Annotated in this window: 25 protein-coding genes and 1 pseudogene; 13 read left to right on the forward strand and 13 right to left on the reverse strand. The window is 69.7% G+C overall.

Annotated features, from left to right (window positions below; all coding sequences use genetic code 11):
• Positions 1 to 28: 28 nt before the first annotated feature.
• The gene (locus HWX76_RS00565) at positions 29 to 1,522 is read right to left on the reverse strand and encodes a PLP-dependent aminotransferase family protein (protein ID WP_050010805.1); all 1,494 of its coding nucleotides are present in this window, start codon (positions 1,520 to 1,522) and stop codon (positions 29 to 31) included.
• A 204-nt stretch (positions 1,523 to 1,726) separates the two neighbouring features.
• Between HWX76_RS00565 and HWX76_RS00570 the strand changes: the two genes are divergently transcribed.
• A complete protein-coding gene (locus tag HWX76_RS00570; protein WP_050010803.1) occupies positions 1,727 to 2,077 on the forward strand; it encodes a hypothetical protein in 351 nt (116 codons plus the stop codon).
• A gap of 109 nt (positions 2,078 to 2,186) precedes the next feature.
• Here the strand turns inward: HWX76_RS00570 and HWX76_RS00575 are convergent, their stop codons facing one another.
• The 8 genes from HWX76_RS00575 to HWX76_RS00605 form a co-directional block, all read right to left on the reverse strand.
• Complete coding sequence (locus HWX76_RS00575; protein ID WP_124554133.1) at positions 2,187 to 2,609, reverse strand: DUF6691 family protein; 423 nt, start codon at positions 2,607 to 2,609, stop codon at positions 2,187 to 2,189.
• Position 2,610: 1 nt separating this feature from the next.
• The gene (locus tag HWX76_RS00580) at positions 2,611 to 3,045 is read right to left on the reverse strand and encodes a YeeE/YedE family protein (protein ID WP_176015346.1); all 435 of its coding nucleotides are present in this window, start codon (positions 3,043 to 3,045) and stop codon (positions 2,611 to 2,613) included.
• On the reverse strand, positions 3,035 to 3,385 hold the full coding sequence (locus HWX76_RS00585) for a metalloregulator ArsR/SmtB family transcription factor (RefSeq protein WP_050010798.1): 351 nt from the start codon (positions 3,383 to 3,385) through the stop codon (positions 3,035 to 3,037). The genes HWX76_RS00580 and HWX76_RS00585 overlap by 11 nt, the downstream gene beginning before the upstream one ends.
• A gap of 98 nt (positions 3,386 to 3,483) precedes the next feature.
• Entirely contained in the window at positions 3,484 to 3,618 is a 135-nt protein-coding gene (locus HWX76_RS36900; protein WP_256975748.1) for a hypothetical protein, read from the reverse strand.
• Between the two features lie 82 nt (positions 3,619 to 3,700).
• Entirely contained in the window at positions 3,701 to 4,969 is a 1,269-nt protein-coding gene (locus tag HWX76_RS00590) for an FAD/NAD(P)-binding oxidoreductase (protein ID WP_176015347.1), read from the reverse strand.
• Complete coding sequence (locus tag HWX76_RS00595) at positions 4,966 to 5,199, reverse strand: 2Fe-2S iron-sulfur cluster-binding protein (RefSeq protein WP_050010794.1); 234 nt, start codon at positions 5,197 to 5,199, stop codon at positions 4,966 to 4,968. Before HWX76_RS00595 ends, HWX76_RS00590 begins: the two co-directional genes overlap by 4 nt.
• A gap of 202 nt (positions 5,200 to 5,401) precedes the next feature.
• Positions 5,402 to 6,529, reverse strand: coding sequence for an FAD-dependent oxidoreductase (locus HWX76_RS00600; protein ID WP_176015348.1), 1,128 nt, complete (start codon positions 6,527 to 6,529; stop codon positions 5,402 to 5,404).
• Positions 6,526 to 7,458 carry a 4-hydroxyproline epimerase gene (locus HWX76_RS00605; RefSeq protein WP_050011078.1) on the reverse strand — a complete coding sequence of 311 codons (933 nt, stop codon included), beginning with the start codon at positions 7,456 to 7,458 and terminating at the stop codon, positions 6,526 to 6,528. Before HWX76_RS00605 ends, HWX76_RS00600 begins: the two co-directional genes overlap by 4 nt.
• Before the next feature lie 251 nt (positions 7,459 to 7,709).
• On the opposite strand from HWX76_RS00605, the gene HWX76_RS00610 reads away from it, so the two are divergent.
• The 5 genes from HWX76_RS00610 to ilvD all read left to right on the forward strand — a co-directional run bounded on the left by HWX76_RS00610 (position 7,710) and on the right by ilvD (position 15,345).
• Entirely contained in the window at positions 7,710 to 8,630 is a 921-nt protein-coding gene (locus HWX76_RS00610; protein ID WP_089489277.1) for a dihydrodipicolinate synthase family protein, read from the forward strand.
• Positions 8,631 to 8,866: 236 nt separating this feature from the next.
• Positions 8,867 to 10,492 (forward strand): APC family permease, encoded by a 1,626-nt coding sequence (locus HWX76_RS00615; RefSeq protein WP_176015349.1) that lies wholly within the window; start codon positions 8,867 to 8,869, stop codon positions 10,490 to 10,492.
• Positions 10,493 to 10,563: 71 nt separating this feature from the next.
• Positions 10,564 to 12,156: an aldehyde dehydrogenase (NADP(+)) gene (locus HWX76_RS00620; protein WP_124638535.1), complete on the forward strand. Its 1,593-nt coding sequence runs from the start codon at positions 10,564 to 10,566 to the stop codon at positions 12,154 to 12,156.
• Positions 12,149 to 13,171: an Ldh family oxidoreductase gene (locus HWX76_RS00625; RefSeq protein WP_050010782.1), complete on the forward strand. Its 1,023-nt coding sequence runs from the start codon at positions 12,149 to 12,151 to the stop codon at positions 13,169 to 13,171. The genes HWX76_RS00620 and HWX76_RS00625 overlap by 8 nt, the downstream gene beginning before the upstream one ends.
• Before the next feature lie 314 nt (positions 13,172 to 13,485).
• Positions 13,486 to 15,345: a dihydroxy-acid dehydratase gene (gene ilvD / locus HWX76_RS00630; RefSeq protein WP_050010780.1), complete on the forward strand. Its 1,860-nt coding sequence runs from the start codon at positions 13,486 to 13,488 to the stop codon at positions 15,343 to 15,345.
• A gap of 120 nt (positions 15,346 to 15,465) precedes the next feature.
• On the opposite strand, the gene HWX76_RS00635 is transcribed toward ilvD, so the two are convergent.
• Positions 15,466 to 16,260, reverse strand: coding sequence for an SH3 domain-containing protein (locus tag HWX76_RS00635; protein WP_176015350.1), 795 nt, complete (start codon positions 16,258 to 16,260; stop codon positions 15,466 to 15,468).
• A gap of 28 nt (positions 16,261 to 16,288) precedes the next feature.
• A complete protein-coding gene (locus HWX76_RS00640; protein WP_176015351.1) occupies positions 16,289 to 16,711 on the reverse strand; it encodes a hypothetical protein in 423 nt (140 codons plus the stop codon).
• A 297-nt stretch (positions 16,712 to 17,008) separates the two neighbouring features.
• Here HWX76_RS00640 and HWX76_RS00645 point away from each other — a divergent pair, with 297 nt between their 5' ends.
• Positions 17,009 to 18,535 carry a sigma-70 family RNA polymerase sigma factor gene (locus HWX76_RS00645; RefSeq protein ID WP_124554123.1) on the forward strand — a complete coding sequence of 509 codons (1,527 nt, stop codon included), beginning with the start codon at positions 17,009 to 17,011 and terminating at the stop codon, positions 18,533 to 18,535.
• Positions 18,536 to 18,717: 182 nt separating this feature from the next.
• Complete coding sequence (locus HWX76_RS00650) at positions 18,718 to 19,599, forward strand: helix-hairpin-helix domain-containing protein (protein WP_050010774.1); 882 nt, start codon at positions 18,718 to 18,720, stop codon at positions 19,597 to 19,599.
• 156 nt (positions 19,600 to 19,755) lie between these two features.
• On the opposite strand, the gene HWX76_RS00655 is transcribed toward HWX76_RS00650, so the two are convergent.
• On the reverse strand, positions 19,756 to 20,181 hold the full coding sequence (locus HWX76_RS00655; protein ID WP_089489272.1) for a helix-turn-helix domain-containing protein: 426 nt from the start codon (positions 20,179 to 20,181) through the stop codon (positions 19,756 to 19,758).
• A gap of 140 nt (positions 20,182 to 20,321) precedes the next feature.
• On the opposite strand from HWX76_RS00655, the gene HWX76_RS00660 reads away from it, so the two are divergent.
• Together HWX76_RS00660 and HWX76_RS00665 are read left to right on the forward strand one after the other, a co-directional pair.
• Positions 20,322 to 20,819 carry a DUF2938 domain-containing protein gene (locus tag HWX76_RS00660; RefSeq protein WP_176015352.1) on the forward strand — a complete coding sequence of 166 codons (498 nt, stop codon included), beginning with the start codon at positions 20,322 to 20,324 and terminating at the stop codon, positions 20,817 to 20,819.
• Between the two features lie 108 nt (positions 20,820 to 20,927).
• A pseudogene (locus tag HWX76_RS00665) lies at positions 20,928 to 21,032 on the forward strand (multidrug transporter); the annotation flags it as partial.
• Between the two features lie 30 nt (positions 21,033 to 21,062).
• Here the strand turns inward: HWX76_RS00665 and HWX76_RS00670 are convergent.
• Positions 21,063 to 22,577, reverse strand: a complete 1,515-nt coding sequence (locus HWX76_RS00670; protein ID WP_050010770.1) for an acetyl-CoA hydrolase/transferase family protein — start codon at positions 22,575 to 22,577, stop codon at positions 21,063 to 21,065.
• Positions 22,578 to 23,230: 653 nt separating this feature from the next.
• Between HWX76_RS00670 and HWX76_RS00675 the strand changes: the two genes are divergently transcribed.
• From HWX76_RS00675 to HWX76_RS00685, 3 genes are read left to right on the forward strand one after another with little or no spacing between them, the layout of a single operon-like run.
• Positions 23,231 to 23,926, forward strand: a complete 696-nt coding sequence (locus HWX76_RS00675) for a CDP-alcohol phosphatidyltransferase family protein (protein ID WP_050010767.1) — start codon at positions 23,231 to 23,233, stop codon at positions 23,924 to 23,926.
• A complete protein-coding gene (locus HWX76_RS00680) occupies positions 23,923 to 24,732 on the forward strand; it encodes a 2OG-Fe(II) oxygenase (protein WP_050010765.1) in 810 nt (269 codons plus the stop codon). The genes HWX76_RS00675 and HWX76_RS00680 overlap by 4 nt, the downstream gene beginning before the upstream one ends.
• Positions 24,729 to 25,730, forward strand: coding sequence for a TIGR00374 family protein (locus HWX76_RS00685; RefSeq protein WP_050010763.1), 1,002 nt, complete (start codon positions 24,729 to 24,731; stop codon positions 25,728 to 25,730). Before HWX76_RS00680 ends, HWX76_RS00685 begins: the two co-directional genes overlap by 4 nt.
• The last annotated feature ends 30 nt before the right edge of the window (positions 25,731 to 25,760 follow it).

A 25,760-nucleotide genomic window follows, 5' to 3' on the forward strand; every position in this document is an offset into this window, starting at 1 on the left:
GAAATCCGGCCCGCTGCCGCCGTCGCGCTTACGCGGCCGCCATGGCTTCCCGTACGAGGCGGCCGAGTATGTCGAACGCCGCCTCGTGCGCCGCGTCGAATACGCGCGTACAGGCAAGCCGGATATAGCCGTCGAAACGGTCCGAATTCGAGAAGATCGAACCGGGCGCGATCTTGACGCCATGCGCCAGCGCGGCGTCGAACAGCGCATCGGAGCGCACGCCTGCCGGCAACGCGATCCACAGCAACATCCCGCCCGGCGGCTGGTTCATCCGCGTGCCGGCCGGGAAATGCCGCGCAATCGCGTCGATCGTCACGTCGCGCTGCACGCGCAACTGTTCGCGAAACCGGTGCAGGTGTCGATCGAATGCGCCGGAGCCGACGAATTCGGCGGCCACGGCCTGCAGCAACGCGGCGTTGTGTCGACTCTGAGCGAATTTCAGCATCCTCACGCGCGCCTGCCAGCGGCCCGCACTCATCCAGCCGAGCCGCATCCCGGGGGCCAGCACCTTGTTGAACGACGGGCAGTAGATCACCGTGCCGTCGCGATCCCATGCCTTGACCGGCCTGGCCGCCGTCGGCGCCTCGACGAGCTCGCGATAAGGCTCGTCCTCGATCACGGCCACACCGTGGCGCGAACACAGCGCGACGAGCGCGGCCTTGCGCTCGTCGGGCATCACGCAGCCGAGCGGGTTTTGCAGGTTCGGCACGACGACCACGGCCCGGATATCCGGATAGGCAGCCAGCGCCACGTCGAGCGCCTCGATCGACAGGCCGGTCGTCGGGCTTGCCGGGATTTCGAGCGCCTTCAGGCCGAGGCTTTCGAGCAACTGGATCAGGCCGAAGAAGGCCGGCGATTCGATCGCGATCGTGTCGCCGGGCCGCGCGACCGCCCGCAATGCGAGATTCACCGCATCGACGCCGCCGCTCGTCGACATCACGTCGTCCGGCGTCAGCGTCACGCCGTAAGACAACGCGCGTTTGGCCATCGTCTGCCGGAATTCGGGCGAGCCGCCGACGGGCCCCGCGTCGGTCAGCAACGTGGGCTTGCGCCGCAGCAGCCGGATCGCGAGCGCCTGCAGGCGCTCGGTCGGATACAGCGCGGCGTGCGCGGATGCGCCGCCGAGATTCAACGCATCGGTCGCCGCGTTCGCACGGTCGATCACGCGCGATACGCGCTCGTGCAGCCCCGCGAACGGCGGCTCGACGCTCAGCGGCGGCCCGTCGCTTTCCGGCAGCGTGTCGAGCACGGCCGCCGCGCGGCGGCGCACGAAGTAACCCGAACGCGGCTTCGCGTCGCACCAGCCCGCATCCTCGAGCCGCCTAAACGCATGGATCGCGGTCGACAGGCTCACGCCGTGCTGCGCCATGCACGCGCGGACCGACGGCATCCGGTCGCCGGGCGCCAGCGTGCCGGCCGCGATGATGCGGCGGTAATGTTCGGCGAGCCGTTCGTAAAGCGGCTCGCCGTCCCTCGGCAAAGGCGTGCGGGATGCGTCGGCGAGAATCGTCATGCGGACCATCGTGCCCGCTGCCTCCCGCGCACGCCAGATACAGATCCGGGGAAAACCCACCGATACAGCAGCCCGAAATCGTCGCCTGCACCGCAACAGATTCCCGTCCCCTGAATCTGTCGTGCGCACGTCCGTTTCCCTAACCTGATTGCACGATGTCGCCTCGTCGTCGCGAGGCCGCACAACCGGAGTAACCGGAAAAAGGGAATCGCCATGCGGACGCAACACCTCCGGCTCGACGCCGGGCAAAGCCACTTTGCGTGGTTCGACAAGGGCAGCCAGTTGATCGTGCTGGACGGCGCGCTGGCGGTCACGCTGCGCCACGGCGGGCTCGACTGGCTGCCCGATGTACCGCAATACGTTCGCCGCGAACTCGACGAAGGCGAATGCCTGACGCTCGAAACCGCCGGTCATGTCGCGCTGTCGGCTCGCGGCAGCGGCGTGGTCAGCACAACGATCGTTGAACCCTCGGGGCAACGAGGCATGCTCTCGGTGTGGCGCGGCATCCTGCGCCGGCTGTCCGGGCGAGCGCACGGCGGCCGCCACGTAAGCGAGCATGTCTGACATCGCGACCTGCCTGCCGCGGGAAACACTGGGAGCTCATCGCATCATCGCGGTGACCGACGAACACATGATGTTCCGGGCAACCGTACCCGGCGAGCGTGCCCCGGCGTCACCGCCCGTTCCGCCGACGCTCGATCCACTCGAACAGGGCCATCCCGGCCAGCATCGCGACGACGAACCCGATCCCCTTGGCCGACCCGAAGCCGATCGACACGATCGCGGGCCCCGGGCAGAACCCGGCAATTCCCCAGCCGATGCCGAATACCGCACTTCCTGCAACGAGGCGCACGGTAATCGCCCGCGATGCCGGCAACTGCATCGGCAGGCCGAGCCACGACCGTGTCCGGCGCTTCGCCCACGCAAACGCGAACACGGCGACGCCGATCGCGCCCGCCATCACGAACGCGAGCGACGGATCCCAGCGGCCCGCCAAGTCGAGAAAACCGAGCACCTTCTGCGGATTGGCCATGCCCGACACGATGAGGCCGACGCCGAACAGCAGCCCCGCCAGAAACGCGAATCCTGCTTGCATGTCAGCCTCCCGCCACGTGCAGCCGCACGAAGACGGTCGCGAAGCCCGCGACCATGAAGGTCGCCGTGGCGACCATCGAACGCAACGCCCCGCGCGATATCCCGCATACGCCGTGACCGCTCGTGCAGCCGCCCGCGTACCGCGTGCCGATTCCCACCAGCAGCCCGGCCGCCAGCAATTCTGGCCAATTGGCGTCGACCTGCGGCGTCAGATCGCTCCCGACGAAACGCATCGCGACGGGCGCTGCGATCAACCCGGCGACGAACGCGGCGCGCCAGCCGCGCTCTGCGCCGCCCGCCGTCGGCAAGCCGCCCACGATCCCGCTGATACCGGCAATCCGGCCGTTGAACGCGACGAGCCACGCTGCCGCGAGCCCGATCAGCACGCCGCCGGCCAGCGACAGCCACGGCGTGAAATGAAGCGCATCAACCTGCATCGCGCGCCTCCTTCGCGGTCGCCCCGCAAAACTGTTCGTACAGCACGCCCATCACCGCGATCACGGCCGGACTGTCGAGCGAATAGCGGATGGACTTGCCTTCGCGGCGCGTACGGACCAGCGCGTTGTCCCGCAACACGCCGAGCTGCTGCGATAGCGTCGGTTGACGGATGTCGAGTCGCGCCTCGAGATCGCTCACGCCGCGCTCGCCCTGCGACAGTTCGCACAGCAGCAGCAGCCGGTCGGGATTCGACATCACCTTGAGGAGCGCGCACGCCGATTCGGCGGCGGCGCGCATCTGATCGAGGCCGGGCAAGCCGGCGGGAAGATCGTCGTTCATCGGGGCGGGATACGATTAAAGAACTAATATTATATAACTTTATATATTGTCGTATCCCGCTGCTTCCCGGATCGGCAATCCGGCCGCCCTTCCTTCTGTCAGGCCTGCTTGCCCGCCAACCCGTCGGCGGCTGCCGCGCGTACCGCACCTCCGCGAACCACGCCGAGCGCGAGCATCACGACCGCCGCGATCACGCGTGGCGCGGTAACAACGGCGAACGCGGTCAACAGCATCGCGTCGCCGATCCGAAGTGGAGGAAGAGTAAAAGGCGCGGCCCGGCCTGAACCGGGCCGCATCACCGCGACGCTGCATGCGTCACGCGCGGTCGCAGGATTCCGTGCCGTCGAGCATCAGCGTGCCGACCCGCGCGGGCACGAGCGGCGTGCGCGGCGCCAGCGGCGTCCAGCCGAACAACGCCTGCGCGGCCGCGCCGCACACGCGGCCCTGGCACGCGCCCATCCCGCAGCGCGATTGCAGTTTGGCGGCCGTCCAGCCCGGTTCCCGCGCGACCGCATCGAACCGCACGTCTTCGCAACGACACAGCAGCGTGTCGGGTCGCGCGAGCCGGCGGATCGGCTCCCGGATCGCGAAGCGCTCGCGCACGGCATCCGCGAACGCCTGCCAGTGCGCGCGGCGTGCAACCAGCGCGGCCAGTTGTGCGGTCTGCCCGGTCGCCGCATAGCCGGCGATCTCGCCTTCGACCATCGCCAGCTCGCTGCCGCCGACGCCCGTGCACTCGCCCGCCGCGAAACATCCGTCGCGGCTCGTGCGCTGGTGCGCGTCGACCGCCACCGCGCCGTTGTCGATCCGGCAGCCGAGATGACGCGGCAACACGGTGTTCGGCACGAGGCCGAAGCCGCACGCGAGCCGGTCGCAGTCGACGTCGAATTCGCGATCGCCCTGGCGAATTCGCACGCGTTCGAGCCGCTTATCGCCGAATGCCTCGACGACGTGCGCAGCGGGCCGATACGCGGTCGTAACGAGCTTCGCGGCCTGCGCGAGCTTCGACGGCCAGCGCCACAGCCCCGCGCCGAAGCCGGCCACGTCGCCCCATGCGGCCTGTTCGACCACGTGCGACACGCGCGCGCCGGCCTGCCGGGCCGTCGCCGCGCTGGCCAACAACAGGGGCCCGCTGCCCGCGATCACCGTACGCTGCCCGCGCACGTCGAGCCCGTATTTGATCAGCGCCTGCAAGCCGCCCGCGCCGGTCACGCCCGGCAGGGTCCAGCCCGGAAACGGCAGCAGCAGCTCGCGCGCGCCGCAGCAGAGAATCAGCGTCCGGAAATCGAGCAGCAGCCCGCGTTCGTCGTCTTCGAGCAGCAGCGTGCCCGGCTGCGTTTCGGCGACGATTCGGGTCGCCGCGAGGTGCGTGACGTTCGGCTGTCGCAGCACGGCGACGCGTTCGGCGGCGGCCGGCGTCGGTACAGCCGCTGCCGGCTGCCGCCAGATCTGCCCGCCCGCACGCGGGTTGTCGTCGACGATCGCAACGGTCGCGCCGCTTCGCGCGGCGGCCCGCGCGGCCGACAGCCCGGCCGGACCCGCGCCGACGATCGCGACGTCGACGCTCAGTCGTTCCTGTTTCATCGCGTGCGCTCCACCTGCATGCCGTCGCGGCACAGCGTCTGGCACGCGAGCCGGCGGCGGCCGTCGATCGTCATCCGGCATTCCTGGCAAATGCCCATCCCGCAAAACGGCGCGCGCGCCGCGCCCGTGCACGACACGCGCGTCGTGTCGTCGCCGCTCGCCGCGACGACGGCCGCGACGGTCGCGCCGTCGGCCACCGTCAGCGCGCGGCCGTCCAGATGAATGATCATGTCAGCCTCCGCCGCCGGGCCGCGCCAAGGGCGTAGCAGGGAATTCGCAGAGCATCGCTCTGCGCCTGCGTAGCCGGCCGGCTTTGCAAAGCCGGCCGTGGGCGGCTGACCGCCCCCTCGGGGGGAGCGTTGCATGGGACCGGAGTAAGCGCTGATGCACCAACTCCGGTCGACAGCGAACAAAGTGAGCGTGGGGGTCGTTTCATGTCAGCGCTCCGGTGACGAGGGACGCGCTCAGGAAGCGTCCCGGCAAATACGGTTCGATATCGATGGGCGGCCGCTCGCCGGCCATCAGCGCGGCGACGAGCCGCGCGCTGCCCGGCGCGGTCGTCACGCCGAGCCCTTCATGCCCGACCGCGAGCCACACGCCCGGCCGCGCCGGGTGCTCGCCGAGCAGCGGCAGGCCGTCGGGGCTCGCGGAGCGGAAGCCGGTCCATGCGCGGATGCCGTTCAGGTCGGCCAGATCCGGCAGATAGCCGACCGCGCGGCGCAGCATCCGCGCGAGCACCGGCGGCTCCACCTGCGCGTCCTCGGTGTCGAACTGGCGCGACGAGCCGATCAGCAGCTGGCCGGTCGGCCGCGGCTGCACGTTGAACGCGACGGACGTGCCGTCGCTTGCGTGCGCGCTCGCCGCATAGCCGAGCTCGACGAGCTGGTGCGACACGTGGCCCGGATAACGGTCGGTAATCAGCAGATGGCCCTTTTTCGGGCGCAGCGGCAGTTCGGGCAGCAGCGTACGCGCCGCGACGCCATTCGCGACGACCACACGCTCCGCGCGCAGCACGTCCCCGCTCGCGAGCGTCACGCCAGGGCCGTCGATCGCGACGGCCCGCTCGCGGCGCAACGTGATGCGCGGCGCGCGCTGCAGCAGCCAGTTCGCGGTGACGGGCGCATAGAGGATCGCGTCGCCCGGAATCCTCAGCGCGCCGCCGAGGCCCGCGCGCAGCATCGGCTCCAGTCGCGCGAGCGCCGCCGCGTCGATCAGCTCCCCGGCCACGCCGTGGGCAGCGAGCGTCGCCTGCTTCGCGCGCGCCAGATCCATTTCGTGCGCATCGGCCGCGAGCCACAGCGTGCCGCAGTTGCGGTATGCGCAGCCGTCGGGCATCTCGCCACTCAACGCGCGCCACAGTCCGATCGAGTAATGGCTCAGCGCGAGCTCGGCCGCGTTGTCGTCCATCGCGACGAGGTGCCCCATGCCCGTGCCGGTCGCGCCGCCGCTCGCGTCGTCGACGACTAGCACGCGCGGCCCGCGCTGCGCGAGTTCGTGCGCGCACGCCGCGCCGACGATGCCGGCGCCGATCACGACGACGTCGGTCTTCGTTTCGCTCACGACCCGATGCCCCAGCCGAACGGATCGTCTTCGTCGATCAGCAGCGTCGCTTCCGCGCTCAGGTGCGCGCTGCCGCGAATCGTCGGCACGATGCCGCCGTCGGCCAACTCGTAGCTTGCGTGGAACACACTGCCGATCACGCTCGCCTGCCGCCACACGACGCCGGGCGCGAGCTTGCCGTCGGCCGCGAGGCACGCGAGCTTCGCGCTGGTGCCGGTGCCGCACGGCGAACGGTCGTAGGCAAGGCCCGGGCACAGCACGAAGCTGCGGCTGTCGTGCGCGGGATCGTCGGCGAACAGCTCGATGTGATCGATCTCGCCGCCGTTCGCACCGGTGATGCCCGCGCGTTCGAGCCCTTCGCGCACGGCCGACGCATACGCGGTGAGCGCCGCGACGTTGTCGCCGGCGACGCGCTGCCCGTGGTCGCTGATCAGGAAGAACCAGTTGCCGCCCCACGCGACGTCGCCCTTCACGGGGCCGTATCCCGGCACGTCGAGCGCGACGCCCTGCGCATGGCGATACGCGGGCACGTTGCGCACGCTGACCGACAGGTCGTCGTGCAGGGTCGCCTCGACGGTGCCGACCGGCGTCTCGATCCGGTGCACGCCGGGCGCAATGCGCCCCATGTGATGCAGCGTGCGCACGACGCCGATCGTGCCGTGCCCGCACATCCCGAGATAGCCGCTATTGTTGAAGAAGATCACGCCGGCCGCCGCGTCGGCCGACACCGGGTCGCACAGCAGCGCGCCGACCAGCACGTCGCTGCCGCGCGGCTCGAGGATGCATGCGGTGCGGTAGCGGTCGTGCTCGCGCGCGAGCACGTCGCGGCGCTCGGCCATCGTGCCGTTGCCGAGCGACGGAAAACCGGACACGACGAGCCGAGTGGGTTCGCCGCCCGTGTGCGAATCGATGATCTGGATGCGCTTCATCATGAGCTGTCCGAAGTGGGGAAAGGAGCATAGCTTCCTCCGTCGCGCGTCCGTCCGCTTGTGGCTTTTCGATGAGGACGACGACGAAATCGGCATAGTGCGACGCGCCCTTCGCGCCCCTGCCGGCCGCTGTGCCGATTTCGTCATTTTGCTCCGCGATACGACTCAAGCGTGATGGACGTTTGCGCGGCGATACTGGTTGCCACACCGACACACCCGTCGGCCGACCGATACGAACGTAGGAGATTTCAGTGAGCCGCAAAGCCATTCAGTGGACCGGGGTTTTCCCGGCCGTCAGCACCCAGTTCAAGCCGGACTTTTCCCTCGACATCGACGCCACGCACCGCGTGGTCAAGAACCTGGTGAACGACGGCGTGTCGGGCCTCGTGGTCTGCGGCACGGTCGGCGAAAACACGTCGCTGTCGACGAGCGAGAAACTCCAGGTGATCGAGGCCGCACGCGACGCGGCCGGCGGCAAGATTCCGGTGATCGCCGGCATCGCCGAATTCACGACCGAATTCGCGCGCAACACGGTGCGCGAAGCGCAGCGCGTCGGCGTCGACGGCGTGATGGTGATGCCCGCGCTCGTCTACTCGGCGAAGCCGCACGAAACCGCCGCGCACTTCCGCGCGGTCGCAACGAGCACCGACCTGCCGGTGATGGTCTACAACAACCCGCCGATCTACAAGAACGACGTGACGCCCGACGTGCTGATCGCGCTGCAGGACTGCGAGAACATCGTCTGCTTCAAGGATTCGTCGGGCGATACGCGCCGCTTCATCGACCTGCGCAACGCGGTCGGCGATCGCTTCGTGCTGTTCGCGGGCCTCGACGACGTCGTGGTCGAGAGCATCGCGGTCGGCGCCGAAGGCTGGGTATCGGGCATGTCGAACGCGTTCCCGAAGGAAGGCGAGACGCTGTTCCGCCTCGCGAAGCAGAAGCGCTTCGACGAAGCGCTCGCGCTGTATCGCTGGTTCATGCCGCTGCTGCACCTCGACGCACGCCCGGACCTCGTGCAGTGCATCAAGCTGTGCGAAGAACTCGTCGGCCGCGGCAGCGCGGTCACGCGTCCGCCGCGCCTCGCGCTGCAAGGCGAGACGCTCGCGGAAGTGAAGGCGATCGTCGCGAAGGCGCTCGACACGCGCCCGGCGCTGCCCGACGTCGGTCTCTGATCGACGCCTCTGCGGCGGCGGTGCGCGGGCATTTCGCCTGCGCGCCGCCGTCTCCGGTCCGGCATGGCCTGCGGGCCCGTTCGCCCCCGGCGCCAGCCCGCGCCGCGCGTGAATGTCCCGCAGCCCGCCCCGGTCGCTCGAACCGGGCGTTGCCGGCCGACAGGCAGGCGCGGCTGCTCCGTCGGAGCGCGGCGCACCTCAAGCCTGTGCCGATATTCCCTCCAGGAGACACGCCCATGCCAGGCCAAGGCAATGCACACCCGTCTGTCCCGCTTTCCCGTTCCGCGCGCCCCGGCGTGGGTCACGGCAAGTTCAAGAAACAGCTGTCGCTGACCGATCTCACGTTCATCGGTCTCGGCGCCATTTTCGGTTCGGGGTGGCTGTTCGCCGCGAGTCACGTGTCGACGATCGCGGGCCCGGCCGGCATCTTTTCGTGGCTGCTCGGCGGCTTCGCGGTGCTGCTGCTCGGCATCGTCTACTGCGAACTCGGCGCCGCGCTGCCGCGCGCGGGCGGCGTGGTGCGCTACCCGGTGTTCTCGCACGGCCCGCTGCTCGGCTACCTGATGGGCTTCATCACGCTGATCGCGTTCTCGAGCCTGATCGCAATCGAAGTCGTCGCCGCGCGCCAGTATGCGGCCGCGTGGTTTCCGGGCCTGACGGTCGAAGGATCGAGCGACCCGACCACGCTCGGCTGGCTCGTGCAGGCCGCGCTGCTCTGCTTCTTCTTTTACTTGAACTATTCGAGCGTGAAGACGTTCGCGAAGGCGAACAACATCATCAGCATCTTCAAGTTCATCGTGCCGCTCGCGGTGATCGGCGTGCTGTTCACGTTCTTCAGGCCTGCGAACCTGACCGTGCACGGCTTCGCGCCGTTCGGCATGCCGGGCATCGAGATGGCCGTGTCCGCGGGCGGCATTATCTTCGCGTATCTGGGGCTCACGCCGATCGTGTCGGTCGCGAGCGAGGTGCGCAATCCGCAGCGCACGATCCCGATCGCGCTGATCCTGTCGATCCTGCTGTCGACGCTGATCTACGTGCTGCTGCAACTCGCGTTCATCGGCAGCATTCCCACCGACATGCTCGCCGCCGGCTGGCACGACGTGAACAAGGCGTTCTCGCTGCCGTACCGCGACATCGCGCTCGCGCTCGGCGTCGGCTGGCTCGCGGTGATGGTCGTCGCCGACGCGATGATCTCGCCGAGCGGCTGCGGCAACATCTACATGAACGCGACGCCGCGCGTGGTCTACGGCTGGGCGAAAACGGGCACGTTCTTCAAGGTGTTCACGCGCGTCGACGAAGCGTCGGGCATCCCGCGCGCGGGCCTGTGGCTCACGTTCGGCCTCGCGATCTTCTGGACGCTGCCGTTCCCGTCGTGGGAAGCGCTGATCAACATCGTGTCGGCCGCGCTGGTGTTGAGCTATGCGGTCGCGCCCGTGTCGGTCGCCGCGCTGCGCCGCACCGCGCCCGACCTGCCGCGGCCGTTCCGCGCCAGCGCGTTCGGCCTCACCGGCCCCGCGTCGTTCGTGATCGCCGCGCTGATCGTCTACTGGTCGGGCTGGAGCACGGTGTCCTGGCTGCTCGGGCTGCAAATCGCGATGTTCGTCGTCTATCTCGCGTGCCGCCGCTGGGTGCCGACCGCGCACCTGAGCCTCGCCGAGCAGGTGCGTTCGTCCGCGTGGCTGATCGCGTTCTATGCGGCGATGATCGTGCTGTCGTATCTCGGCGGCTTCGGCGGCACGGGCCGGCTCGCGCATCCGTACGACACGGTCGTCGTCGCGGCCGTCGCGCTCGTCATCTACTACTGGGGCGCGAACACCGGCGTGCGCGCCGACAAGCTGCAACTCGACGACGACGAGGACTGACGCGCCCGCACCCTTTCCCCTTCCATTGGCCGGGCGCCCCACGCCCGGCCCTGCTTTTTTCGAGGAAAACCATGCAACTCACAGGTCAGCTCCTGATCGGCCAGTCGGCCGTCGCCGGACAGAACGGCACCCTCCACGCGCTCGCCGCCGCCACCGGCGAGCCGCTCGAACCGGCCTTCGGCGGCGCGAGCCTGCACGATCTGGAAACGGCGTGCGCACTCGCCGACGACGCGTTCGACACCTATCGCGAGACGTCGCTCGAAGCACGCGCCGCGTTCCTCGACGCGATCGGCCGCCACATCATCGCGCTCGGCGACGACCTGATCGAGCGCTGCATCGTCGAAACGGGACTGCCGCGCGCGCGCATCGAGGGCGAACGCGGCCGTACGGTCGGCCAGCTCGCGCTGTTCGCGTCGCTCGTGCGGGACGGCGGCTTTCTCGACGCGCGGATCGACCCGGCACGCCCCGAGCGCAAGCCGCTGCCGCGCGTCGACCTGCGGCTGCGCAACGTTGCGCTCGGGCCCGTCGCCGTGTTCGGCGCGTCGAACTTCCCGCTCGCGTTCTCGGTGGCCGGCGGCGACACGGCGTCGGCGCTGGCGGCCGGCTGCCCGGTGATCGTCAAGGCGCATTCCGCGCATCCGGGCACGTCGGAGCTCGTCGGCCGCGCGATCCAGCAGGCCGCGCGCGAATGCGGGATGCCGGCCGGCGTGTTCTCGCTGCTGTTCGACGCATCGCGCGAGATCGGCCAGGCGCTCGTCGCCGATCCGCGCATCAAGGCCGTCGGCTTCACCGGCTCGCGCCGTGGCGGCGTGGCGCTGATGCATATCGCTGCGGCGCGAGCCGAACCGATTCCGGTCTATGCGGAAATGAGCTCGATCAACCCGGTGCTGCTGTTTCCGGCCGCGCTCGATGCGCGTCACGACACCATCGCATCGCAGTTCGTCGCGTCGCTCACGCTCGGCGCCGGGCAGTTCTGCACGAATCCGGGCCTCGTGCTCGCGGTCGACGGCCCCGCGCTGCGCGCGTTCGAAGCCGCAGCGGCCGATGCCGTGCGCGCCGTCGCCGCGCAAACGATGCTGACACCGGCCATCCACGCGAGCTATGCGCAAGGCGTCGCGGCGCTGCGCGATCACTCGGCCGTCGAACGGCTGGCCGAAGGCGTCGAAGGCGGCCGCCATCAGGCCCGCGCGGCGCTGTTCGCGACCTCCGCCGACGCGTTCATCGCGCACCCCGAACTGCGCGACGAAGTGTTCGGCCCCGCGTCGCTGATCGTGCGCTGCGCGGACGCCGACACGCTGCATCGCGTGCTGAAATCGCTCGAAGGCCAGTTGACGATCGCCGCGCATCTCGCCGACGGCGACGCGGCGCTGTTCGCCGCGCTGCGCCCGACGCTCGAACGCAAGGCCGGCCGCATTCTCGTCAACGGCTTCGGCACGGGCGTCGAAGTCGGCCATGCGATGGTGCACGGCGGCCCGTTCCCGGCGACGTCCGACACGCGCACGACGTCGGTCGGCGCACGCGCGATCGAGCGCTTCCTGCGCCCCGTGTCGTACCAGGACGTGCCGGACGCGCTGCTGCCGGACGCGCTCCGCAGCAGCAATCCGCTGCACGTGCCGCAACGCATCGACGGCGTGCCCGCCCCGCGCGAGGTGAACCATGGCTGAGCGCACCGCCGAAGTCGTGCTGTCGCTCGACGAAGTCCACGCGCTCGCGCTGCGCGTGCTGACGCACAACGGGATGTCCGACGCGCATGCGCGCGCCATCGCCAACGTGATCACGCAGGGCCAGCGCGACGAATGCCATTCGCACGGCGTGTACCGGCTGCTCGTCTGCGTGCGGTCGCTGAAGAAAGGCAAGGTCGATCCGCAGGCCGTGCCGACGTTGCGCCGGCTGTCGTCGTCGGTCGTCGCGGTCGACGCGCATCGCGGCTTCTCGCTGCTGAGCTTCGAGACCGGGCTGCCCGTGCTGGTCGAGATGGCGAAGCAGCACGGCATCGCCGCGATGGCGATCAACCACTGCTATCACTTCTCCGCGCTGTGGCCGGAGGTCGAGGCGATCGCCGCCGAAGGGCTGGTCGGCATCGCGATGAACCCGAGCCATAGCTGGGTGGCGCCGGAAGGCGGCCGCGAGCCCGTGTTCGGCACCAACCCGATCGCGTTCGCGTGGCCGCGCCCGGGCGGCGAGCCGTTCGTGTTCGATTTCGCGACGAGCGCGATCGCGCGCGGCGACATTGAGCTGCACGCGAAACAGGGCAAGGCGATTCCGGCGCACTGGGCGATCGACGCGGACGGCCAGCCGACCACCGACCCGAAGGCCGCGCTGCAAGGCGCGATGCGCACGTTCGGCGGCCACAAGGGGTCGGCGCTCGCGGCGATGGTCGAGCTGCTCGGCGGCGCGCTGATCGGCGACATGACGAGCCGGGAATCGATGGACTTCGACGAAGGCGTCGGCGCGACGCCGTGCCACGGCGAACTCGTGATCGCGTTCGATCCGAACGTGTTTCTCGGCGACGATCTCGACGCGGGGCTCGCGCGCGGCGAGCGGATGTTCGAATCGATCGTCGCGCAGGGCGCGCGGCTGCCGTCGCAACGGCGCTTCGACGCCCGCGCGCGCAGCATCGCAAATGGGGTGCGGATTCCGAAGCCGCTGTACGACGAGATCCTGACGTTGCTCGATTGATGCGCGATCGAGCGGCGCGGCTTCATCGTCGGCGGAACGGGCGACGGAGCCGCCGCCCGGTTGCGCCGGCGATGGCCTGCGTCGGGCTTCGTGTTTGCCGGGTCTGGTAGGACTCGCGCAGTCGGCGCAGTCGGCCGCTGTCCGCTGCACCGCCCGCGCCGCCCGCTCCCGCCGGCGCCGCCCGCCCGGCGGCTGTGGGATAATCGCGGAGTTTGCCCAGGGCGCAGCTCAAGAGGTTGTTCGCACGGGCGCGAGAGAGGCCTTTATTCCCCGAGCCTCCACCCTTTTCCCGCGATATTTCTTCAGCCATCACCATGCCCACTTACCGTTCCAAAACCTCCACCGCCGGCCGCAACATGGCAGGTGCGCGCTCGCTGTGGCGCGCCACCGGCATGAAAGACGACGATTTCTCGAAACCGATCGTCGCGGTCGTCAACTCGTTCACGCAATTCGTGCCCGGGCACGTGCACCTGAAGGATCTCGGCCAGCTCGTCGCGCGCGAGATCGAAGCCGCGGGCGGCGTCGCGAAGGAATTCAACACGATCGCGGTCGACGACGGCATCGCGATGGGCCACGACGGCATGCTCTATTCGCTGCCGAGCCGCGACATCATCGCCGACTCGGTCGAATACATGGTGAACGCGCACTGCGCGGACGCGATGGTGTGCATCTCGAACTGCGACAAGATCACGCCGGGGATGCTGATGGCCGCGATGCGCCTGAACATTCCGGTGATCTTCGTGTCGGGCGGCCCGATGGAAGCCGGCAAGACGCGCCTCGCGAACCCGGTCACCAAGGCCATCGAACTGAAGAAGCTCGACCTCGTCGACGCGATGGTGATCGCGGCCGACCAGTCGTATTCGGACGCCGACGTCGCCGAAGTCGAACGCTCGGCGTGCCCGACCTGCGGTTCGTGCTCGGGCATGTTCACCGCGAACTCGATGAACTGCCTGACCGAAGCGCTCGGCCTGTCGCTGCCCGGCAACGGCACGGTGGTCGCCACGCACGCCGACCGCGAACAACTGTTCAAGCGCGCCGGCCGCCGCATCGTCGAACTGACGCGCCAGCACTACGAGCAGGACGACGAACGCGTGCTGCCGCGCGCGGTCGGCTTCAAGGCGTTCGAGAACGCGATGACGCTCGACATCGCGATGGGCGGCTCGACCAACACGATCCTGCACTTGCTCGCGATCGCGCGGGAAGCCGGCATCGACTTCACGATGAAGGACATCGACCGGCTGTCGCGCATCGTGCCGCAGCTGTGCAAGGTGGCGCCGAACACGAACAAGTACCACATCGAGGACGTGCACCGCGCAGGCGGCATCATGGCGATCCTCGGCGAACTCGACCGCGCCGGCAAGCTGCACACCGACGTGCCGACCGTGCACGCGCCGACGCTGAAGGATGCGCTCGACCAGTGGGACATCGTCCGCACGCAGGACGAAGCGGTCCGCACGTTCTACCAGGCCGGCCCGGCCGGGATTCCGACGCAAGTCGCGTTCAGCCAGAACACGCGCTGGCCGAGCCTCGACCTCGACCGCGCCGAAGGCTGCATCCGCTCGTACGAGCATGCGTTCTCGAAGGAAGGCGGCCTCGCGGTGCTGACGGGCAACATCGCGCTCGACGGCTGCGTGGTGAAGACGGCCGGCGTCGACGAGAGCATCCTCGTGTTCGAAGGCTCGGCGCACGTGACCGAATCGCAGGACGAAGCGGTCGAGAACATCCTGAACGACAAGGTCAAGGCCGGCGACGTGGTGATCGTGCGCTACGAAGGCCCGAAGGGCGGCCCGGGCATGCAGGAAATGCTCTACCCGACCAGCTACATCAAGTCGAAGGGGCTCGGCAAGGCGTGCGCGCTGCTGACGGACGGCCGTTTCTCGGGCGGTACGTCGGGTTTGTCGATCGGCCATTGCTCGCCGGAAGCGGCAGCGGGCGGCGCGATCGGCCTCGTGCGCGACGGCGACCGGATCCGCATCGACATTCCGAACCGCACGATCGACGTGCTGGTATCGGACGAGGAACTGGCGCGCCGCCGCGAGGAGCAGAACGCGAAGGGCTGGAAGCCCGCGCAGTCGCGTCCGCGCAAGGTGTCCGCGGCGCTGAAGGCCTACGCGAAGCTGGTCATGTCGGCCGACAAGGGCGCGGTGCGCGATCTGTCGTTGCTCGACGACTGACGCAGCGGGCTGCGAGCGACCGGTAGCGCGTGACCTCGCCCCCGCTTGCCTGATCCCGAAGCCGCTCTCCGGAGCGGCTTTTTTTCGTCCGGTGCCGGAGCACCCGCGGCACCGGCGCGGTCAGTGCCGGCGTTCGTCCGGGCCGCCGCCACCGCCGCCGCGGTTACCGCCACCGTTTCCGCCGCCCTGCGGCTGCGCATAACCGCCACCACCTCCGGCTCCCTGCCGCACCGGCGGCGGCATCGTGCGGGCCTCGCCGCCCGGCGCGGGCGGCGGCCGGAGCACGGCCGGCGGCGGGCCGGCCGGACGCGCGTTGCCCGCTCCGCCCGGCATCGGCGTTGGCGCGGCCGGCGCCGGCATCCGGTTCGCACCGTTCCAGCCGCCGCGCGTCGCCGACGGCCGCGTGTCATGCACGGGCGGCGGGCCGCCCGGCGCGACCTGCATCGGCGCGCCCGGTTGCGGACGCCCTTGCGCCGGCGGCATGCCTCCGGGGCCGAGCCTCGGCTCCGGACGGCGCGCCCAGCGGTCGCGGTCCGGATACCACGGGCGGTGCCGGTAATAACGATCCCAGTACGCGCCGATCGCGAATCCGGTCACCGGCACGCCGATGATCGCGCCGTACTCGAGCAACGGCACGTAGCTGCCTTGATACGGATAGTCGAGCAGTTGCGCATCGATCCAGCCGCGCACGCCCGGCAGCGCGACGTCGCACCACGTGTAGTCGCTCAGGCAACCGAATACGCCCAGCGCGGTGCCGGGCGGAATCTGCGCGACCACCGGGTAATCGGGCGCCGGCCCCGCATACAGCTCGGCCGGCGAATTCGTGTAAGCGCTGCTCTGCGCATCGGCGACGCCCGGCGCGGCCGCGAGGCCAGCCAGGACGATGCACAGACTTCGGACAATCGTGTTCCTCATGATGCTCTCCCGCGCCGCCGCGCGCCGGTCAGTGCCGATGGCCGCCACCCCAGTGACCGCCACCCCAATGCCCGCCGCCCCACGGACGATGCCAGTACCCGCCGCGCCCGCCCCAGTATCCGCCGCCCCAGCGGCCCCAGAAGCCGATCGTCACGGGCGGCCCGTACCAGCCGGAGTAGTACGCCGGGTAGTAATACGGATACGGTGGCGGCACGTAGGCCGGGGCGACGTACATGGGCACCGTCGTGCCGGCGTCGACCTGCGCCTGCGGCACGGTCGACGCGGCCGGACCGGACGCAGTCGGTGCGGCCGGGATCTCGCGCTGCGTCACCGTGGCGGGCACCGGCGCGTAATAAGGTGCATAACCGTACGGGCTCGTGTAGTAGCAGCCGCCCAGCGTCAATGCGGCCAGCGCGACGACGGCGGGCCTCGCGGCGGAAATCGGGTTCATCTCGTACTCCGGCAGAATCCGCGCGCCGCCGCCGGGCGCGCGCCTGACTCTAGCTTACGTCCCCTGCAGATTTCCGCGCGTATGATCGGTTACTTTTTGTTTCCTGCGCCGGACGGCCGCGCGGGCACGCAGCGTGCTGGCCCGTCCGCGGCGCCGGCGTTGAAGTTGGCGCAAATGCCCTCAACTTGGACGATGTCGGGCTGACCGGCGCGGACGGGCGTCCGCGGTCCACCGGCAACCGCAAACCGGCGAGCTTCGGCCCGCCCTGACAGGAACGCGGCTCGCGCCGCCATCGACATGACTACGCCACGCCCCACTCCCCGGGCGGACACACCGCTCGATCCGATCATCCAGCTGCTGGCCCTTGCCGGCGAGCAGGGTTATCTGACGCACGCCGACCTCGTCGACGCGCTGCCGCCCGAAAGCGACAGCCCCGACGCGCTCGAGGTCGTGCGCGCCGCGCTGGCCGACATCGGCATCGCGGTACTCGACGAGCCGGCCGTGCCTGCACCGTTCGCCGGCGCGGCGCCGGTCGAGGTCGATCGCGACGCGCTCGACGAAGGCCGCGCCATGCTCGGCGACCTCGCGCGCGGCACGAGCGCGTCGACCGATCCGCTCGCGCTGTACATGCGGCGCATGCATGCGGTGCCGCTGCTCACGCGCGAAGGCGAAATCGTGCTCGCCCGCGAGATCGAGACGGGCCGCCATCAGATACTGCATGCGATTGCCGGCTATCCGCCCGCGGTCGACGCGCTGCTCGAGCGCCATCGCGCGACGGGTGCAACCGGATCGCCCGATGAAGAGGATCGCGAAACGTCCGCGCCCGCCCGCTACGACGCGCTGCACGCAGCGGTGTCGGCATTGCGCGACGCGTTGCATACGCATGGCAGCCGTTCGGCCGACTACCGTGACGCGCGCAACCACGTGGCGACCCTGCTGGGTTCGCTCGCGTGGGTCGCGCCGGCCGTCGACGACGCAAGTCGTGCCGTGCGCGCACTCGCCACCGCCCGCGATGATCCGTCGGCGACCGACGCCGCGGGCTTCGACGCGGTCGCGCGGCGCGCCCTCGCAGCCGCGCTGAGCGACGGCCAGCAGAAGGTCCGCGACGCGACGCGTGCGATGCTCGAGGCGAACCTGCGGCTCGTGCTGTCGATCGCGCGCAAGTACCTGAACCGCGGCGTCGACCTGTCCGACCTCGTGCAGGACGGTTGCCTCGGCCTGATGCGCGCGATCGAGAAATTCGAATACCGGCGCGGGTTCAAGTTCTCGACCTATGCGACCTGGTGGATTCGCCAGGCGATCGCGCGCGCGGTCGCGGATCGTTCGCGCACGATCCGCGTGCCGGTGCACGTCGGCGACCAGTACCAGCGCGTGCAGCGGCATGCGCTGCGCTTTCGGCAGCGCACCGGCCGGCGGGCCACGCCGGCCGAGCTCGCGGCCGAAACCGGCCTCGACGAAGGCAAGCTGCGCGCGGTGCTCGCACTCCCCGCCGAGCCGGTCTCGCTCGACACGCCGCTGCCCGACGCGGACACCGGCCTCGTGGAGCTGATCGAGGATCAGGCATCGGCCAGCCCGTTCGAGCAACTGGCCGACACGCGCATGCGCGAATGCGTACGGGCGCTGCTGCGTTCGGTCACGCCGACCGAGGCCGACGTGCTGCGCCGGCGGTTCGGCCTCGGCGGCGCCGAGCCCGACACCTACGACGCGATCGCGCAGGATGCGGGGATGTCGCGGGAGCGCGTGCGGCAGATCGAGAAACGGGCGCTCGCCGCGCTGCGTACGGCCGCCGAGGCCGAGAACGCGCAGTCGTTTCTCGACGCGTAACCGCATCGCGCGCGGCGCACGGTCATGCCGCACTCCGGCACGACCGTGCGCCGCGCGCCTGTGTTACGTTTGCCATTGACGCGCATCAAGTTTTCTTCATCGCGCGTCGCGACAATGGTTGACAGCCGACCGGCGCGTCGCTCGCCGCGTCCATTCCGTTTGTGCTTTCCGGGTCTCTTGCCATGCAGTCGACCGTCAGCCAGACGTACGAGGAAAACCGGACTGTCGCGGCCTGCCTGCGCGAGGCCTCGCAGTGGCTCGTCGACCAGGGCGCGAACCCGTATCGGGTCGCCGCGTACCGCGCGGCGGCCGATACGGTCGGCGCGCTCGACCGCGACATTCGAGGCGTGTTCGAAACCGGCGGCGTCGAGGCGCTCGGCGCGCTGCCCGACATCGGCGCGGGCGTCGCGCAGGCGATCGCCGAGTTGCTGGTCACGGGACGTTGGCGCCAGCTCGACCGCTTGCGCGGCGACGCGGAACGCGCGTCCGCCTTCGAAGCGGTGCCGGGCATCGGCCACGCGCTCGCGCTACGCATTCACGACGCACTGCACATCGACACGCTGGAGGAGCTCGAACGCGCGGCCCGCAACGGCCAGCTCGAAACGATCGCGGGCGTCGGCCCGCGACGCGCGGTCGGCATCCGCGCCGCGCTCGACGACGTGCTGAGCCGCCGCCGGCGCTGGCAAGGCCATATGCGACATGCCGGCCCCGGCACGGAGCCGCCCGTCGAACTGCTGCTTTACATCGATCGCCAGTACCGCAACAAGGCGGCCGCCGGCGTGCTGCCGACGCTCGCGCACCGGCGCCTGAACGCGGACGGTTACGTGCCGCCGCCCGTGATGCACATGACCAAGGGCGGCTGGCATTTCACGGTGCTGAGCCAGCATGCGGCCATGCGCACGCCGGAAGCCGGGCGCCCGACCGACTGGGTGTCGCTCTACTTCTACGACGCCGTGCAGTGCGAGCACCAGCGCACCGTGTTCACCGGAACGTACGGCGCGCTTGCCGGCAAGCGGATCGTGCGCGGGCGCGAGATGGAATGCCGCGTGTATTACGCAGGGTGATGCAGGCGTCGGCGGTTTCGCTGACGTCGAAGGCGGCACAGGCCGCGCCGCCTTTTCGCGATTCGACGGGTCGAACCCGTCACGTCGCCACGTAGCCTCTCCTGCCGCACCACTCCGAACCGCTACCGCACCGCCCGCTTCGCGCAGGCTCGCCGCCTACGCACCTTCCGCCTTCGCGCGGCGCGCCGGATGACGATGCGCGGCAATGCGCAGCAGCTTCTGGAACGACGGGCATTCGAGATGGTTCGCGGCCGGGCACACGGCCGCATGCCGCAGCGCGTCGCGTACCGCGCCGAGACGGCGGATCGTGCGATCGAGCTCGTCGGCCTTGCCGTCGAGCTTCGCGCGGTCGATCGCGGGCCGGCCCTCCGCGCCGACCATCGCGAGGATGTCATCGAGCGAGAACCCGGCCTCCCGCCCGAGCGCGATCAGCGCCAGGCGCTCCAGCACCGACTCGTCGTATTGCCGCCGCAGCCCGTGCCGGCCGATCGGAACGATCAGTCCCTTTTCCTCGTAGTAGCGCAGCGTCGACGCGGGCAATCCCGTGCGCCGCGCGACGTCCGCAATGTCCAGTCGGCTCATGCTTGACCTCAAGTGAACTTGAAGTTGCAAGATAGTCGCCCGACTCCACGAAGACAAGCCCCAACCGTCATGAAACCGTTGAAACCGCGTCGCATTCCGCTGTACCGCATCGCCATCACCGCCCGCTGTGGAGGGGCGCGATGAGCACGCCCGATGCCCTCCTCAAACTGCTGTTGATCGGCGCGGGCGCCACGCTCGTGATGGATCTGTGGACGCTGTTCCGGCGGCGTGCGTTCGGCATTCCGTCGCTCGACTACGCGCTGGTCGGCCGTTGGCTCGGCCACATGACGCACGGCCGGTTCCGGCATGCGTCGATCGTCACCGCCGCGCCCGTGCCCGGCGAACGCGTGCTCGGATGGGTCGCGCATTACGCGATCGGCATCGCGTTCGCGGCACTGCCCGTGCTGATCGCCGGCCCGGCGTGGATCGACGCGCCGACGCTGCTCCCCGCCCTCGTGGCAGGGCTCGCGAGCGTGGCCGCGCCGTTCTTCGTGATGCATCCGGCGTTCGGTTTCGGCATGGCGGCGTCGCGCACGCCGCGGCCGGGCGTCGCGCGCCGGCGCAGCCTCGTCACGCATCTGTCGTACGGCGCGGGGCTCTACCTTGCGGCGTACACGCTCGCGGCGCTGGCCGGTTGACCCGCGCACCGGCGTACCGTCAGCCGCACCAGCGTATCGCGCTCGTCGGGCGTGAAGCCGCGCAGCCCGTCATCGGCGGCGGTATCGCCCACCTCCAGCATCTGCGGAAAGATCTCGCGCGTCGCGACGTTGCTGATGATCCCGCTGTTGCTGCTGATCCGCCCGCCGCAGAAAGCGGCGAGCGTCGACGTCGCGCATGCGGCGATGGATTGACGGGCCCGCCTGCGCCCGTCCCAAGCCCCGTCAGGCCTTCATCGACCCGGTGCGCACGTAGCGCTCGTGCCACGACAGCGCTTCGGCGAGCAGATGCGGCGTGTGCTTGCCGAAGCTCTCGCGCGACGCGCGCTCGAAGTAGTCCTCGAGCATCGGCCGGTAGTCCGGGTGCGCGCAGGTCGCGATGATCTTGCGCGCGCGCTGCTTCGGCGACAGGCCGCGCAGGTCGGCCAGCCCCTGTTCGGTGACGACGACCGCGACGTCGTGCTCGGTATGGTCGACGTGGCTCGCCATCGGCACGATCCGCGAGATCGCGCCGCCCTTCGCGGTACTCGCCGACATGAAGCACGACAGGTAGCCGTTGCGCGCGAAGTCGCCCGAGCCGCCGATGCCGTTCTGGATCTTCGTGCCCATCACGTGCGTGGAATTCACGTTGCCGTAGATGTCGGCCTCGATCATCCCGTTCATCGCGATGCAGCCGAGCCGGCGCACGAGTTCCGGATGGTTGCTGATCTCCTGCGGGCGCAGCACGATCTTCTCGCGGAACGTCGCGATTTCGTCGGCGAAACGCTGCACGGCGGCGGGGCTCAGCGACAGCGCGGTGGCCGACGCGAAGCTCAGCGTGCCGTCGTCGAGCAGGTCGAGCATGCCGTCCTGGATCACCTCGGTGTAGGCGGTCAGGTTCGAGAAGCCGGCCGAGCTGAGTTCCGCGAGCACCGCGTTCGTGATGTTGCCGACGCCCGACTGCAGCGGCAGCAGGTTTTCCGGCAGGCGGCCGCGCTTCACTTCGTGACGCAGGAAGTCGATCAGCTGCAGCGCGATCTGCTTGGACGTCGCATCCGGCGCGGAGAACGCATTGCTGCGATCGGGCGCGTCGGTCTCGACGATCGCGACGATCTTGTCGGCCGGGCAGCGCAGATACGGCTCGCCGATCCGGTCGTCGCTCTTCGTCAGCGGAATCGGCTTGCGGTGCGGCGGCAGCGCGGTGCCGTAATAGATGTCGTGCATCCCGTCGAGGCCGAGCGGCTGCCGCGCATTCACTTCGAGGATCACGTGCTTCGCGCGCTCGAGCCAGGTCTTGTTGTTGCCGATCGACGCGGACGGAATCAGCAGCCCGTCCTCGCGGATGCCCGCGACTTCGACGATCGCGACGTCGAGATCGCCGTACAGCCCGAACCATGCGTATTGCGCGACGTGGCTCAGGTGGACGTCCTGGTAATCGACTTCGCCGCCGTTGATCTTGTCGCGCAGCGTGGGGTCGGACTGGTACGGCAGCCGCATCGAGATGCCGTTCGTGCGGGCGAGCGCGCCGTCGAGTTCCGGTGCGGTCGATGCGCCCGTCAGCACGTTGATCCGGAAGTCCTCGCCGCGCGCGTGCGCCGCGTCGATGTGGGCGGCCAGCGCGGCCGGCACGGCCTTCGGATAGCCCGACCCGGTGAAGCCGCTCATGGCGACGGTCATGCCGGGGCGGATCAGCGCGGCGGCTTCGTCGGCGGTGCGGACGAGCGAACGCAGGGCGGGAGCGAGGATGCGTGAAGAAGACATGGCTGGTTATCTGACGCTTGGGTCTGTCGTTGACGTCGCGGGGGGTGTCTCCTGAGCGACGCGAAGCCCTTGGGGCCGCGAGGGGCGGCCCGGCACCACAGGCACGGTCGGAGTATCGCAGAGGCGATCGCCGCGAAATGTCCGCTGGATGCAAAAGATCCTTGCCGGATTTGCCGGGTATCGAACGACCGTTCTGTGACAGGCGATGCGCCCGCGCCGGACACCCACGAAAGGTGCACGAAAGCATCGGGCGAATCGCCGGTTCGCGATCGCCGGCCGTCGCGCGTCGATCGACCGGTCTGCATCGACATCGGCGACGTTCGGCTCGGTCATCGCCGCGACCCGTCCGGCGCGGCCGATTGTCGCCCGATGCGGTTTATCCGGCGCTGACGGGGATCAAGGTCGCATGGGCTGCGCGACACCGGCCGGGCGGCGCGAAAAACACCGCCTCGCCGGCCTGCGAGGCCCGTCCGGCCTTGACAGCCGCGCGACGCGAACCACACTGGAAGACGGGTCCGGCGCCCGGTCGGCCGCGTCGTTCGCGGGTGCGTTTTTGAACCGGCCGATGCCTGCAAGACGCGGTAACACTCCCGCATGTCAGGACATTGATCGAATAAAAAGCAACAAATTACAATTCCGTATATATTTCGCCGATGGACCAAAGAAAAACCGTCAAACGCCCCGAGCCGCCCCCGCCACGCACCTGGGATGCGCGGCTCGCGCGCTCGCTTGTCCGGCCGCTCGTCGATACGCCGGTCACGCCGAATCACCTCACCACCCTTCGTCTGCTGATCGGCCTCGCCGGCGCCTGGTGCCTCGCGCACGGCGGCTTCGTCTGGGGCAATGCAGGCGCGTTCCTGATCGTGCTGTCGAACTTCGTCGACCACACCGACGGCGAACTCGCGCGCATCAGCGGCAAGTCCAGCAAAATCGGTCATTTTTACGACCTCGCGGCCGATGCGCTCGTCACGGTCGCGCTGTTCGTCAGCATGGGCGTCGGCATCGTCGCCCAGGGCGGCCAGATGGCCGCGTCGCCGGTGCTGCTCGGCGCGGTCGCCGGCGCGGCCGTCGCGCTGATCTTCTTCCTGCGCATGCGGATCGAATCGATCGCCGGCAAGGCCGGCACCAAGCAGGCGTTCGCCGGCGGCTTCGAGACCGAAGACGTGCTGTACCTGCTGCCGATCGTGACGCTCGTCGACGGCGTCGAGCCGTTCCTGCTCGCGGCGTCGATCGGCGCCCCGCTGTTCGCCGCCTGGGTCGTGATCGACTGGTGGCGCATCGTGCGGCGCGGCAACCTCCCGCAGACCCCGGCCGCGCAGAACCCAACCGAAATCCAGGCTTCCAAATGACTCCTAGCACGCGCGACGATTCCGTGCTGAGCCCGGCACGCCCCGCGCCCGTGCGCGCGGCCGCGGCCGATCCCGATCGCACCGTGGCCGACCGCGTCGGCCAGCTCGACCTCGACCGCCTGCGCGGCGACTACACGCGCCAGGGCTCGTTCCTCTACCTCGACACCTTCCTGCCGGCCGACGCGCACGCGAAGCTCGCGAACGCGGCCCGCGCGATGCAGGCCGGCCTGAACCGCAATTACCTGCCCGGCCACAAGCAGGGCGGCAGCGTGAGCCGCCATACGATCGACGAGCAGGCGCCGTACATCGCCGAGCTGTATCGCTCGAAGGCACTCATCTCCTTCCTCGAAAAGATCACCGGCGACAAGCTGATGCTGTCGCCGGACGACGATCCGCACGCGTACGCGCTGTATTACTACACGAAGCCCGGCGACCACATCGGCTGGCACTACGACACGTCGTACTACGATGGCCGCCGCTACACGCTGCTGATCGGCGTGATCGACGAATCGTCGTGCCGGCTCGACTACGAGCTGCATACGCGCAACCCGGACGTGCCTGATCAACCGGGCTCCGTGCAGATCGCCGACGGCGGCATCGTGCTGTTCGACGGCGACAAGCTGCGCCACCGCATCACGCCGCTCGGCCAGAACGAGATGCGCGTGTCGCTCACGTTCGAATACGTGACGAACCCCGGCATGCGGCCGTGGAAGCGCTTCATCTCGAACATGAAGGACGCGATCGCGTATTTCGGTTTCCGCCAGGTGTTCAAGCAACTGGCCACGCGACGCACGAGCGGGTCATGACACGCGCGGGCCTCATCCTGCTGTCCCTCGGGACCGCACTCTTCATCGCACTGCTGGCCTGGCAAGGCGTCGGCGCGGTAGCGTCCACGCTCCTCGCGGCCGGCTGGGGCCTCGCGCTCGTCGCGGCGTTCCACGTCGTGCCGCTCGCGATCGACGCGGTCGCGATCTCCGTGATGTTCCGCCGCGGGCAGCCGGGCGCCGAACTCGGCAACGCGCTGCGCGCGCGCTGGGTCGGCGAATCGGTAAACAGCCTGCTGCCCGCCGGGCAGATCGGCGGCCCCGTGCTGATGGTGCGCTACCTCGCGCAGCGCGGCACGCGGATGGCCGACGCGGCTGCCGCCATGACCGTCGGCACGACGATGCAGGCGCTCGCGCAGATGGCGTTCGCGCTGATCGGCATCGCCGCGTTCAGCCTGTATGCGACGCACGAGTCGGTCGCGTATCTGCGCACGCCCGCGCTGATCGCCACCGGCGTGCTCGGCGCCCTCGCCGTCGCGTTCTACGCGGCGCAGCGGCGCGGGCTGTTCGGCCGCGGCCTGCGCCTCGCGTCGAAGCTGCTCGGTCCGCGCGACTGGTCGTCGCTGGCCACGCGCGCCGACGCGATCGACGACGCGGTCGGCGCGCTGTACCGCGATCGCGCGAAAGTCGCGAAGACCTTCGCATTGAGCCTCGTCGGCTGGATCGTCGGCACCGCGGAAGTGTGGCTCGCGCTGCACTTCCTCGGGCACCCGGTCAGCTGGCTCGACGCGCTGCTGCTGGAAAGCGTCGGCCAGGCGATTCGCGGGGCGGCCTTCGCGATCCCCGGCTCGCTCGGTGCGCAGGAAGGCGGCTACCTGCTGCTCGCGCCGCTGGTCGGCTTGCCGCCCGACGCAGCGCTCGCGCTGTCTCTCGCGAAGCGCGCGCGCGAACTCGCGCTCGGCCTGCCCGGCCTGCTCTATCTGCATTTCAGTGAAAGAAACTGGCAGCGGCGTCGTGCGCCGCAGCCGCTCGCCGACTGATCGTTCAGATCGCCGGCTTTTTGGTTGGAG

This window comes from Burkholderia sp. BCC0398 (assembly GCF_902833245.1).
Taxonomy (GTDB): Bacteria; Pseudomonadota; Gammaproteobacteria; order Burkholderiales; family Burkholderiaceae; genus Burkholderia; species Burkholderia sola.